Consider the following 13,367-nt stretch of genomic DNA (forward strand, 5'->3'; position numbering starts at 1 on the left):
TATAATGCACTACGGGTTGTCATAATAAAATTTTTGTGTCTCCATAATTCCTTTTTGATCTGGATGGGTCATTATTTTTCAAAAGGAAGTTCACAGCAGACCTTCCCATGTCAAAATAAATATCATTGTCCAGTTTTTATGTTTTGACAAAGGTATTTGGTACCTTTGTTTGGTACTATTAGATAAACTTCTAAAGTATACTGAAAACTACTAAAACAGAAGCAATGGATTTGTGCGGCAAAAGCATTAGGAAAATTAGAAGGGAAAAAGATCTTACCCAGGAATATATGGCTTTTGAGATGGGAATTTCCCAGAAAGCCTATTCAGATATTGAAAATTCTAAGGTCAAGGTCAACATTGATATTTTAAATAAGGTATCAGCGATATTAGGTATTAGGCCTTCCGATATTTGCAGTATCAGTGACCAATGTGGTGGCAGTCATTACGAGACCAATTATAATGAGCTCGTCCAGTTTATGAAAAGAAACAATATCGCAATACCGGAGGACCTTTAGCTTCCGAAGAATTGATTGGTCCGAAATTCCAACAGATTTTTCTTGATGAAGCATCTTTGAACACTCAGTGGCGGGAGTGCTTGGAAGTAGATTCCAGGCTTGTTGTTAAGGATTCGTATAAATATTTTTTCGGCTGCATTTGAAGACACTTTATCCTTTTTACGGGTCATGCCAGATCAATAAATTCTGATCATGTCCATCGATGGTAAGGTAATAAGCGAAAGAGCTATGAATGGCGAAAGACAGTTGAATGTCCATTCATTGATACAGGGAACATACTTGATCACTATCTTTACAGAAAAAGGTGCTCATACCATTAAGTTTATTAAAGACTAATTAAGCACAGATTTCTATCAGGCGGCTCACCATCTTGCTGTCATTGATATTCTGCAAAAGTTGACGGATGGAGTTTCTCAACACTTTGCCCGCTTTTCCGGCCCGCCCGAATTCGGCACCGTTCTCTCTGGTCCTTTGGAAAGCGGGGTCATTTCTGATCCTGTCTGCTGATACGCCACCTTTCTCTCTCGCGAGATAGCCGTCTTTGGACTTATAGAAGGTGATCCCTCCAATGGTGCCACCTAGTTTGATTATACTTCTTTGTCTTGCCATTTTTTTTAGATTTTAGTTAAAAATTAGGTTGATTACACTTCAATCATTTTTTTGTTGCAACAGTTTTGATTGATTTCTTCAGCAAATTTTAACTTAAAAAACAGAGTATCAAAGGGTAGGGTGTACCATATGTCATCAATTGACATAGATGTCCTGTATGTACAGAAAAGACCTTTAGAAAATTTCTTAACTTGCATAGATCAGAATAGATAATCCTAACCAAAGGCATACATAGAGTATGGAAAAGAAGATGAACAGGGTTTGCATCTATCCGAAAGACATACAGCTGATAACAGGCAAAAGTTATCGCCAGAGTACACGATTGATGCAGAAGATCAGAACAGATCTCAACAAAAAGCCCAACGAGTTCCTGACCATTGAAGAGTTTTGTTCATATTCAGGGATCAAATACGAGCAGTTGGCTCACCTTATCCTCGGATAGGTCTTTTAGGAAAGTATGGTCATTCAGCTTTTCTATTCTTTTATGTCATTCAGGAACTTGTTCAGAAAGAAGCCCAAAATTTAGTCTTAACATTGAAAGATTTTAAATGATACAGGTTGTATGCGAATAATATTTGAGGATAACTGAAAAGTTTACAATGAGACTTTACCTAAGTGATGCATCAGGGATTTGGAATAATGATTCGGGATCACCAACATTAGAGATAAACAACCGAGAACGAGGGCAACTACGACCAATTTATCTTATGAACACTACATTTATGTTATACCACAGTTGCTGGTAAGGACATAAAAAAAGCAATCTATTTCAATAGATTGCTTTTTGTGACCTGTACTCATAACCGAAGAGTTATCGAAATATTTAGTGGAAGATTTAGAAAGAATTTCAAAATTATCAGGACCAAATTTATAAACTCTGTATATCATTTTTTTCTGTTGTAGGCAAAAGAAAAAGTTATATTATAGTACTGGTATTTACTACTGCCGAAAAAATAATCTGCTACACTTTGACTGTTGTAAATCTTTATGAAGAGTAAAAAATAGTAGAACAATAGCATAAAAATCTGTTAGAATACCTAGGAGTCTTACAGAATGTGCTTAAGGTTTTACTATTTTAAAAGCTGTATATTGGAAATTACACTCATAATTTCTCTTCGTAATGAATTCATCCAAACCCACATCAAAAATCAGATTTACATTCGATAAAGGGGTCACTGTACCCAGTTTAATTTTTATAGTGGGGATATGTATTTTCTCAGTATTATTTCCTGTAGAGATCAAGGCTGTTTTGGATGTGATAAAGAATTTTATTTTTGTAAATTTCAACTGGGTCTATGTATGGTGCGTAACCATATTTGTGATATTTCTCGTATTTCTGATGTTTAGCAAATACGGAAAGATCAGATTGGGCAGCAATGACAGCAAACCTGAACATTCTTTCTTTTCCTGGATCTCCATGCTTTTTGCCGCTGGTATGGGAATAGGTCTCATGTATTTTAGCGTAGCAGAACCTATGCAGCATTATTCTACAGATGCTTTTTCGGAAAGTCATATTATCAGCAGGGCAAAAAATGCACAACTTTACACATTCTTCCATTGGGGGATTCATGCGTGGGCAATTTATGGTCTCGTAGGTCTCTGTTTAGCATATTTTACCTATCGTTACCGGCTTCCTTTGTCGCTCCGCAGCTGTCTGTATCCCTTGTTAAAAGACAGTATCAAAGGCAAATGGGGCGATGTGATTGATATCTTTGCTTTATGCAGTACCTTTTTCGGTATTACAACAACATTGGGTTTTGGAGTTAAATCAACTCCGGTTTGGAAACGATGAAAATTTTGCCGGATACGGGTTTTGTCTATCAGATATTAATTGTAGTAGTTCTGGTTTCAATCGCAGTTTTTTCAGCAACATCAGGAGTGAATAAGGGCGTTAAGATCTTAAGTAATATCAATGTTGTTATCGTGATTATCCTGCTTTTATTTGTCCTGTTTTTAGGACCGACTGTTTATCTGATTGGAAGTTTCACCTATGGCCTGGGTAATTACATCAATAACTTTTTTGACCTTACTTTCAACACCCACGTTTATGAGCAGAAAACACTCCCTTGGTTTTATAACTGGACCATTCTTTATTGGGCATGGTGGATTTCCTGGTCACCTTTTGTCGGACTATTCATTGCTAAAATTTCTAAAGGAAGGAGTATCCGTGAATTCATTGCCGCTGTTTTGATCATTCCCACATTATTCAATTTTATCTGGATGTCGGTATTTGGAAACAGTGCGATCTGGTTTGACTTCAACGTGGCGAATGGTGCACTGAGTGCCTTGGTTTATGATCCGGATGCTTTGATGTTCAGGTTTTTAGAATATTTGCCACTTTCTAAAGTTTTAAGTTTTATCGTTCTTGCAATAATAATCATCTTTTTCGTTACTTCAGCAGATTCAGGAATGTTGGTAATGGACAGTATATCCTCTAAAAATTCAAGTAAGTCACCTAAAATCCAAATGGTATTCTGGGGAATACTTCTAGCTACCTTAGCCCTTATGCTACTTAATGCAGGCGGCCTTGAAGCACTGCAGACGATGACACTTATCACTGCGCTGCCGTTTGCGGTCATTATGATTTTATTTGTTGTCTCGTTGATGAAGGCTCTTGTCATCGATTACCGATACTACGAAAAAGGACTTTCGGTTTCTACAGTACCATGGTCTGGTGAATTCTGGAAAGAACGGCTAAAAAAAATTGTTTCTTTCAAAACGAAAGAATCCGTGAAAACGTTTATGGACGATCAGGTCTTGCCTGCTTTCACAGAATTAAAGGAAGAATTTTTATTAAATGGAATTGCCGTTGAGATCAATTACTTACCGGACGATTTAAAGATCCATTTAGAGATCCATCACGATGTTGTCAATAATTTTATCTATGGAGTGATGGGGCAGAAAAGAATCGTTTCCGAATACATGGTGGATGATGACAACCTACCAGACCTGGATAGCAATGTTACGTATTTCCCTAAAACCTATTTTGGGGATTCACGGGAAGGATACGATGTCCAGTACTTTACCAAAAATGAGTTAATCAGCGATGTGCTAAAACACTATGACCGGTTCCTTAAGATAGTAGCTGAAGAGTCAAACGAAATGTTTATAAGCAGTGATAATAATTCTCTATAGACTTAATAATTTAGTCCAAGTTTCAAGCAAATGGATTTCGGTACACTTAAAAAAGACAAATATCTTAATTCCGGATAGATAATTTTAATTAATGATGATGAGATTTTCTAACTGTATTGAATTTTCTATTTATTAAATCTTCCAATGAGTCAAAAGATATAATGGTGGACAAAATTGGTATTAGTAAGTTCTATTAAGAGTATTTTGATAATCAGACTTTGGTGCACTCAATGCAAAAGACTAAGCAGGAAAATCTTCTGGAGTATCTATCGGTGTTGGAATTTTTTGAGGCAGCGACTCTTCGTGTGATCAAAGTGGAGTAAGAGAATTATGGAAAGGACAGAAAAGTCCTCTAACCTGGGTGACTCCTTCTACTGGTATAGGATTTTGAACAGACTTAGATACGAAATTATTCTGTTCAACTATTAGCGCATGGCAATAAATATTTTAAGATGAGAACTACAATTTTTTCTATTCTAGCAATTTTTTTTGTAGTTATAATTTTTATTTTCTACATAGATAGTGGAGTAAATAATGATAAATTTATTATACAAGATATAAAGGCTGGCTTCGACGGAATCGTTTTAAAAAAAGTTTCTGTTAGGTCTAATGATCTCTTAACTCATATCAAAATTAAATCAAAAACTAAGGATACACTAGTATTCATAGGCCAAAATATTAATAATATTAAAATGGACGATTCAATCTATAAACCAGCAGGTACTCCATTTTTGTTTATTAAAAGCCGGAGACAGACGAAAAGAATAAATTATATTTTAATTCCATCAAGATTATTATATAGTGACGATTTCGAGGCTTCATGGAAAGACAGTTGTAAAACAACATGGAAACATATTGTACAACAATAAAAAATATTTGTCAATTTTCGTAAATCGAGCTAGAAAAGTTCGGCATCTGTTGGGTGTATTTCACCATAAGAAGCCGTGGCGGGATATTTGATATTTCACCTCAAGCCGCTTGAGTATTTCAGCTTCGCCTAGACGTACTGAATATTATAGCAATTCACAAAATCTTTTTTAGCAATAATAAATTTACGTCCTCTATGGATCAATATCTGATTATTTTAATAATACTCGGCGCTGCCATTTTCAGTGTGACATGGATGCCCAAAATTTCAAAAAAAACTGGCATCTCGTACTCTATTTTTTATGTAGCAACAGGATTTGTACTTTATCTTCTGGCTCCCGATCTTCTGCCAAACCCAATGCCTCAAAAAAATGAAAACCTGACGCTTCATTTAACCGAGTTGATTGTCATTATTTCGCTTATGGGTACTGGGATCAAGATCGACCGGAAATTTTCTTTTAAAACCTGGTCATCCCCGTTGAAACTTGTAAGTTTTACCATGTTATTGTGTATTGGTGCAGCAGCGGTAATGGGCTATTATTTTTTAGGTTTCGGTCTTGCTTCAGCAGTACTTCTTGGTGCTGTTCTTGCTCCAACGGATCCTGTCCTAGCATCGGATGTACAGGTGGGACCTCCAAATGAGGGAATGAAATCAGAGACCAAATTTGCGCTCACGTCAGAGGCTGGACTCAATGACGGAGTCGCTTTCCCATTTACCTGGCTTGCCATAACTATTGGTCTTATGTTCACAGGCAAAGAAAGCAGCTTTTTAGAGTGGTTTGCTCTTGATGTTATCTACAGAATAGTTGCCGGTATTGTGATCGGATTTCTATCAGGCAAAGGTTTTGGCATTTTGTTATTCAGAGTGTCCAAAAAATATGAGATCCTAAGAACCAGAGATGGTCTGGTGGCAGTTGCTGCTACTTTACTAGTGTATGGTATAACAGAAATTGTTCATGGTTATGGATTTATTGCAGTTTTTATCTGTGCAATCACACTAAGGCATTTTGAGAAAGATCACCAGTATCACGATACACTTCATTCTTTCACCGATCAGATAGAAAGGCTGCTAGTCTGCCTGCTACTGATTATTTTCGGAGGAGCATTAGCAATGGGTATTCTAGAACCCATAACTTTGAAAATGGTTGTGTTTTCGGTAACTTTCCTGCTAATAGTAAGACCTGTCTTTGGATGGCTGGCATTGAGTTCCTCAAAAATGAAAAACAAAGAAAGGCTGGCGATCGGATTTTTTGGCATCCGTGGGATGGGTTCGATATTCTATCTTGCATTTGCTTTCAGCAAATATAATTTTGAACATCAGGATGAATTGTGGGCTGCTGTTTCTTTAACGATTCTCTTTTCAATTTTGATTCATGGCCTTACGGCGACGCGTGTCATGGAATATCTTAAAAGAGAAGCATAGGATCAGTAATACAGGGTTCTACAGAAAAAAACCTCACATTTTAAGAAAATATATTGTTCCTGACCGCAGTAACGTATCCTTAGCGTATTGATGGCCTTGAATTCAATTATAATGATTTTGAATCTACATAATAAATTCTCTGTAATACTAAATGATATATTAGCGCACCTGAAAAGTAGCAGATAATATCTATAAAATCAGCTGTATATCTTGCTGATAGTAACGGACATATAATTTAAAATACAATGGTCAGATTAAGTGCAGCTCCCAGCAAAAACTTCAGATCCGGTCTCCAATCCGGATAATAGGTGAGCTTCATGATTTTCATTATCGTATAACTGAACATAGGGACACTGTATAGATCAGTCAAATGATCATTGATTAGAGGTATGAGTATTCCATTCCTTCTCAAAAATGCGATAATTCCCCAAATGATAAGCCCTCCAATAAACCAATATGAAATATTTAATTCTTTAAACATGCATTGCGCCTAAGATGATGCTCAATATAATTTGAATGACTTTTAGAAAAATATTGACATCAGGTTTTTGTTTGTCTTCAGCTGAATTATCTTTATTTTCGCTGTCTTCGTAATTAAATAATTGCTTTCCTTCCATTTTTTTTCTCAATCATAACAAAATTCATTCCTACTCCAATTGTCTACTAATAGGTACATAATTTAAGATCCTTTTGATAGTAATGTTTAATTGGAGTATCCTTTCAGCAACTGCCTGTAACTCATTAAAATCGATGATTTTGATATAAACCCTAGGAAAATATTCTGCTGATCGACGACAGGCAAGCTCCAAGTACCGGTGTTGTCAAAGATCTGGAGTATCTCTCTCGGCTTATCGTCGGGATGGATGAACGCAGCCGGGGCTCTCATTATTTTTGTTATCGTAAGGGTCAAATCATTTTCATCATTGAAAAAATAAGGTCTGATATCATCTAACGTTAGAATACCTCTTAACTTTTTATGATCATCGATAACTGCGAAAAAATTCTTGTTCCCGTTCTTAACTAGATCAGACAATTCTTCTATTGAAGCATTTTCATTAATGGTTTGGGAGTATCTATCAATGAAATCTTCTGTATGGAGTGAGAAAAGAAGATTCTCGTCATGCTGATTCGTGAAAATCTTACCCTGGTCGGCCAAAGATTTTAGTTCTGGGGATATCGGTGAAAACCATTTTGCAATGAGGTAAGAGATCACTGAAACGATCATCAAAGGTATAAAAAGGTCGTATCCAAAACTGGACTCAGCAATTAGAAATATGGCAGTTAGCGGGGCGTAAAGAACACCGCTCATCGCACCGGCCATTCCTACCAGAACTAAGTTTGATACAGGAACGTCCTTAAAGCCGATCTGCTGGCAGATTACGGCAAATAAAAATCCGACGGTTCCTCCTGCAAAAAGTGATGGTGCAAAATTACCTCCGTTTCCGCCGCTGAAAATGGTGAAAGATGTTGCAAAAGCCTTTAACAGGCATACACAAATTAGAAATACAATGATCGTCCATTCTTTGATGTCAAAATATCTAAAGAGACTGTTTTCGATGATCGAGTTGGTATTACCATTGGTAAAAGCTTTCACGGTATCGTAACCTTCTCCGAACAGTGGCGGAAAAAGCACGCAGAGTAACGATAGGATGGCACCGCCCAGCATTGCCTTCCGCAATCTGGACATTTTCAGACCTTTGATAAAATGCTCTACCTTTTGGGAAACCATTAAAAAATATCTTGCATACAGTCCTGTGACAATACCTAATATAAGATAGTAGGGTAGATTCCTGTAATCAAATGCTTCTCTGGTATGAAACCTAAAAAGTATATCTTCCTGAAGCAGAATTCTGGATAAGAGGCTACCACATACCGCAGCAACTACCAGCGGGATAAAATCCGTAAAGACCACGCCTGTCAGTAGGATTTCAAAGGCAAACATGACCCCTGCGATAGGAGCGTTGAAAGCAGAGGCAACACCAGCTGTGGCTCCGGCTGCCAAAAGTAGTGTTCGTTCCTTGTAATTCAGGCGGTATGTCTGCGCGTAATTGGAACCAATGGCCGCACCAGTCACAGCGATAGGGCTTTCTAAACCGGCAGATCCTCCGAGACCTACGGTTATTGCACTTTGGACAATTTGGGAATAGGTCTTCACGGAAGAGACGATACTCGAATTCTGAGCGATCTCATACAATATGGCGCCTATCCCTTTTCTGTCCTGTCCTTTGAATATCGTCAACACGATGCTGGTTGTCAATACGATTCCCAAAAAAGGAAAAATGATATAGAACAGGATCTGATATTCAAAATGAACCTTGTTCGTGATAAAGAAATGGATATTGTGTACTATTGTTTTCAGCAGAACACCAGCCAGACCTGCTGTACAGCCCACTAGGATTCCGGAGAGAAGTAAAAACTGGCTGCGGCTGAGCCTGTTGTTGAGCCAGTGGAGGATCAATTCATAGCTGCGGGCCTTTTCAAGTCCATATTTTTGGAAGTCTCTCTTGAACCTGAGAAAACTTATATATCTTTTTTTATTGTTGATATTCACTTATTTGGATCGCTTTTATTAGCGCTAGGATCTTGATTAGAATGCGCAATTTTTAGGGTTATTGCAAATATACCAAAAGCTTATGGGATAGGCATCTCTATCTCAGTAAAATCAATAAGATCTGTATCCTAAAAGTATGGTAGAAAACGATCTTTCATTTTTTTTGTATCTTACTACGATCAATTATTCGAAATCATCAATTAAAAAATATAAAAAATTGTAATTATGAAGAATAGGATTATTAGGATTTGGGAAGGCAGGTAAAGCGGTAGCAAATGTCATTCTTCAGCACAAGGATTTTCACTTGAATGGGTTCTGAAGAAAACTGATATGCTTAATAAGCTTTCTGCAAAAGATATTCTTGGAATATCTTCACCGGATGACGCATTGATCTATTCTCAAAGCAGCACGGACATTGAAACATTACTTGAGGATCATCCAGTAGACTTTATTATTGATTTTTCCAACGAAGAAAGCATTCATCTTTATGGCAAGGTCGCAGCCCGTAAAAAGATCAAGATCATCTCAGCCATTTCGCATTACAGAGAAAATGACATCAGAGTTCTGAAGACTTGTAAGGGACACTGTGGTTTTTTGGTCGCCTTATATCACGCTGGGCGTCAACTACTTTTTGTTTGCGGCATTGCTCTTAAAAAATATAGCGCCGGTGTTAATATAGAAGTGGTTTAAGAACATTTTAAGGCAAAATCCGGTGTTTCGGGAACAGCAGTGAAAATTGCGGAAACTTTGGATATAGAGACAGAAAGCATCAACTCTGTCAGGGCTGGCGGTATCGTTGGAAAACACGAGGTCATATTTGGATTTCCTTACCAGACCGTTCGTCTTGTCCACGAGTCAATATCACGAGAGGCTTTCGGAAGCGGTGCATTGTTTGTCGCTGAGAACCTTAAAAACAAACTGAAGGGAATGTACAATTTTGAAGACATCCTGCGACCTTACTTTTTCGCTCAGACTCCAGATATGTTATCTTAAAATATATCTGTGGAAAATGCCATTCCAAAATTGGAATGGCATTTTTGAAGTATATTTCAATCTAGTTTTCAGAATTGTTTAAAAGTTTGACATTTTTCTCATTCAGTCTTTTTTCAAGCCAGCTTTTAAGCTGTAAATCATTCACTTTTTTTCCAGAGTAGATCATCACAAATTGGAGCCTTGCACTGTCCGTTTCGGGATATTGGGCTATCTTTCCGTAAGAAACGCCGGACATATCCGGATATAGGATCTGTATCTCTTTGCCTAATGTGGAGTCTGACACTTTATAATTATCCAGTTCTGACCGCAGGCTGGATAATGCTATGTCCTTCTCCGATAAGGTAGTGTTGTTTTTGTTGATCTCACTCAGTATCTCTGATTTCAGATCGGAATTGTTTTGCCTGATGTTTATCTTTGTGTTTGCAAGCCCGTTATCAGAAAGCATCTTGTTGTAAGACTTGATCTCTTCGGCAGTGAATTTTTTATTTAGGAATGCAACGTCGATGGTCTTGGGATTGGCGTTGTAGTTTATCTTTTTGTAGATCAATGTGTATCCATTCTTTTCAAATTCTTTCTGAAGAAAAATTTCTGCGGTCTTCGTGAATTTCTTTTCATTGTACAGATTGTAGGCCAGATATGAACTGGGAACGATCATTACCAATATTAAGAAAGATATGCTGTACCTGATCCTTTTTTCATATTTGCTGTCAACAATAGAGGAGGGATAATGCAGATATTTCACAACAAGAAAAGTCGCAATGCATATGAAAAAGCAGTTGATCGTATAAAGGTAAAAGGCACCCAGAAAATAGGAGAAATTAAAAGTTGCCAGACCAAATCCGGCGGTGCACAAAGGAGGCATCAATGCAGTGGCGATCGCTACGCCCGGAATAGGATTTCCCTTTTCTACCCTGGTTATCGCAATGACCCCGACCAGACCACCAAAAAATGCGATGAGAACATCGTAGATGTTAGGTGCAGTCCTTGCCAAAAGTTCTGACTGTACATCCTTGAAGGGACTTATGTAAAAGTAGAATCCTGAAACCAATAAACTCACTACTGTTGCAATGATCAGGTTCTTAAAAGATTTCTTGAGCAGAGGAAAGTTATAGGTCCCAAGCGCAAATCCGGCACCAACGATCGGACCCATCAATGGAGAGATAAGCATGGCCCCGATAATGACCGCAGTGGAATTGACGTTAAGGCCGATGGATGCGATAATGATCGCACAAGCCAGGATCCAGAGATTGGAACCTCTGAATGAGATGTTGGATGTGACATTTTCCAATACCTTATCCTTTTTCTCTTCACCATTGTGAAGATTAATAAAATTAAAGATATTATTCATCGGTTTGAGTTGGTTTAGAATCTTTGTTAAGAATGATATAGCCTATGATTCCTCCGATCAATGAGGCTGCGAATATGCCGATCTTTGCCTGTGTCTGATATTCTTCGTGGCTAAAGGCAAGGGAGGTCACAAACAGGGACATTGTAAATCCAATGGATGCCAGAAAACCAAGTCCGAGCAGATTACGGATATTCATTCCCTCAGGTAATTGAGCAATTTTGAGTTTAATAAAAACAGCAGTGAAGCCGACAACACCTAATACCTTTCCGACCAGCAAGCCCAATGCTACACCCAATGCGATATTGGTGTCGAATAAACTGTTAATGTCAATATTTAACGATACCCCGGCATTGGCTATTGCAAAGATCGGTATGATAACGAAAGTTACAACGGGATGCATCGCATGTTCCAGTATCTGAAGGGGAGGAGTGGCGGCATTTGTCGCCTCATTGATCTTTTCCAGGACATGCAGCTGGTCGTTGGTCAATGTAGGTGTATTTTCAGTAGGGTCTAAATTTTTAAACCTTTCCAGATAGCTGCTGATCTTTGCTATGAACAGATTTTCCTTGATCTTCACATCTGCCGGAATGGTAAAAGCCGCCAGAACAGCAGCGATCGTGGCGTGAACGCCTGAAATTACAAAGCATGTCCATACACCGCAGATGCCAAGGAATGCGAAAAAAAAGATCGATCTTACCCCGAGTTTATTGCCCAGGTACATCACTGCAAGAATGCCAAGTCCTATCAGCAAGTAGGTCATTTCGATGTTCGATGTATAAAAAAATGCGATTACCAGGACTGCTCCCAGATCATCTACGATTGCCAAGGCAGTTAAAAATACCTTCAAGGAGAGTGGGATCTTTTTTCCCAATAGAAAAAGCACGCCCAAAGCAAAAGCAATATCTGTGGCCATAGGGATGCCCCATCCCTTATGCATTTCTCCGGAAGGATTGAGCAGTAGGAATATCAATGCCGGCATGACCATTCCCCCAACTGCCGCAACAATGGGAAGCATGGCTTTCCGCGGATTGGAAAGCTCACCACCGATGATCTCCCGTTTAAGCTCAAGCCCCACCACGAAAAAGAAAACAGACATCAATCCGTCATTGATCCAGTGATGGACGGTAAAATCGAAAAAACTTTCCCCATTCCATTGAAATCCAAAGGTCTGCTCCAGAAAATGATGGTAGCCATCGGATAATGGTGAATTGGCCAAAATCAAAGCAATGATCACACTGATCCCTAAAAGTAATCCTCCGGACTTTTCCTGCTGGATAAATCGCTGAACGGGCTGTGTGATCTTGTCGATCGGCTTTGTGGGGTAACTTTTGATCATAGTTAATTGTTATAGATAACTGCAAATTTATGAATACTAAAGATAAAAATAGGGGAACATTGCAAAGTTATTTTTAATATACTAAGATATTTAGCTCCGAAATTTGTTAAGAATTAAAAAAACAGATCATATGTTATCAATTGTAATTTTAAAGTTAATTTTTCAGAAAAGAATGAACTTTTTAAAATTAATTTGTTTAACTCGTAGTGCATTATTAAATTAATTCAATTTTAAGTCTATTCATTTTTCTACTGAAAACAAAAACATTTACAAACTGAATGAAAGTTAATGCTGTTATTTTGCTCAATACCCTTGTTTTAAAACCGTTAAAAGATTTTGCGTAATTGTTTCTGATTTTAAATTGGTCGCAAAGTTGAGAGAATAAAGTCTCAATTCTTTTTCTGGATTTTCTGAAAATATCTTTTTGTTTTTGATAATTTTTTTGGTTGTTTCTCATGGGTGTATCCAGCTTTATATTCGCATAATTGAACAAATCTGTTTGCACTTGGGTGGATAAATAACCCCTGTCTCCAATCAACGTACAATTGTTCATTTGATGCTTGATATCTTGCAAAAAATGAATATCATGA

General features: G+C 37.7%; 11 protein-coding genes and 2 pseudogenes. 7 read left to right on the top strand and 6 right to left on the bottom strand.

Annotated features, from left to right (window positions below; genetic code table 11):
• The first annotated feature begins 224 nt into the window (after window positions 1–224).
• Complete coding sequence (locus AXA65_RS14275) at window positions 225–515, top strand: helix-turn-helix domain-containing protein (RefSeq protein WP_063970763.1); 291 nt, start codon at window positions 225–227, stop codon at window positions 513–515.
• Window positions 516–743: 228 nt separating this feature from the next.
• Entirely contained in the window at window positions 744–851 is a 108-nt protein-coding gene (locus AXA65_RS20585) for a T9SS type A sorting domain-containing protein (protein ID WP_371131543.1), read from the top strand.
• A gap of 12 nt (window positions 852–863) precedes the next feature.
• Here AXA65_RS20585 and AXA65_RS14280 read toward each other — a convergent pair.
• Window positions 864–1,124: pseudogene (locus AXA65_RS14280) on the bottom strand (hypothetical protein); the annotation flags it as partial.
• Between the two features lie 238 nt (window positions 1,125–1,362).
• Between AXA65_RS14280 and AXA65_RS14285 the strand changes: the two are divergent.
• The 3 genes and pseudogenes from AXA65_RS14285 to AXA65_RS14300 all read left to right on the top strand — a co-directional run bounded on the left by AXA65_RS14285 (window position 1,363) and on the right by AXA65_RS14300 (window position 6,549).
• Window positions 1,363–1,566, top strand: coding sequence for a hypothetical protein (locus AXA65_RS14285; RefSeq protein ID WP_063970765.1), 204 nt, complete (start codon window positions 1,363–1,365; stop codon window positions 1,564–1,566).
• A 678-nt stretch (window positions 1,567–2,244) separates the two neighbouring features.
• Window positions 2,245–4,259: pseudogene (locus AXA65_RS14290) on the top strand (BCCT family transporter).
• A 1,063-nt stretch (window positions 4,260–5,322) separates the two neighbouring features.
• Window positions 5,323–6,549 carry a cation:proton antiporter gene (locus tag AXA65_RS14300; RefSeq protein WP_063970767.1) on the top strand — a complete coding sequence of 409 codons (1,227 nt, stop codon included), beginning with the start codon at window positions 5,323–5,325 and terminating at the stop codon, window positions 6,547–6,549.
• A gap of 473 nt (window positions 6,550–7,022) precedes the next feature.
• Here AXA65_RS14300 and AXA65_RS19940 read toward each other — a convergent pair whose 3' ends face one another.
• On the bottom strand, window positions 7,023–7,166 hold the full coding sequence (locus AXA65_RS19940; RefSeq protein WP_155845857.1) for a hypothetical protein: 144 nt from the start codon (window positions 7,164–7,166) through the stop codon (window positions 7,023–7,025).
• Between the two features lie 86 nt (window positions 7,167–7,252).
• Entirely contained in the window at window positions 7,253–9,100 is a 1,848-nt protein-coding gene (locus tag AXA65_RS14310) for a chloride channel protein (protein ID WP_027388399.1), read from the bottom strand.
• A gap of 330 nt (window positions 9,101–9,430) precedes the next feature.
• On the opposite strand from AXA65_RS14310, the gene AXA65_RS20480 reads away from it, so the two are divergent.
• Window positions 9,431–9,790 (top strand): hypothetical protein, encoded by a 360-nt coding sequence (locus AXA65_RS20480; protein ID WP_317040355.1) that lies wholly within the window; start codon window positions 9,431–9,433, stop codon window positions 9,788–9,790.
• A 39-nt stretch (window positions 9,791–9,829) separates the two neighbouring features.
• On the top strand, window positions 9,830–10,093 hold the full coding sequence (locus tag AXA65_RS20485; protein WP_317040356.1) for a dihydrodipicolinate reductase C-terminal domain-containing protein: 264 nt from the start codon (window positions 9,830–9,832) through the stop codon (window positions 10,091–10,093).
• A 61-nt stretch (window positions 10,094–10,154) separates the two neighbouring features.
• Here AXA65_RS20485 and AXA65_RS14320 read toward each other — a convergent pair whose 3' ends face one another.
• From AXA65_RS14320 to AXA65_RS14330, 3 genes are all read right to left on the bottom strand, one after another.
• Window positions 10,155–11,441: a DUF389 domain-containing protein gene (locus AXA65_RS14320; protein ID WP_063970769.1), complete on the bottom strand. Its 1,287-nt coding sequence runs from the start codon at window positions 11,439–11,441 to the stop codon at window positions 10,155–10,157.
• Window positions 11,434–12,777 (bottom strand): Na+/H+ antiporter NhaA, encoded by a 1,344-nt coding sequence (gene nhaA / locus AXA65_RS14325; protein ID WP_034980023.1) that lies wholly within the window; start codon window positions 12,775–12,777, stop codon window positions 11,434–11,436. Before nhaA ends, AXA65_RS14320 begins: the two co-directional genes overlap by 8 nt.
• 214 nt (window positions 12,778–12,991) lie before the next feature.
• A partial coding sequence (locus tag AXA65_RS14330) for a transposase (RefSeq protein ID WP_165596609.1) occupies window positions 12,992–13,367 on the bottom strand: 376 nt, incomplete at its 5' end.

This window comes from Chryseobacterium sp. FP211-J200, from assembly GCF_001643375.1.
Classification (GTDB): Bacteria; Bacteroidota; Bacteroidia; order Flavobacteriales; family Weeksellaceae; genus Epilithonimonas; species Epilithonimonas ginsengisoli.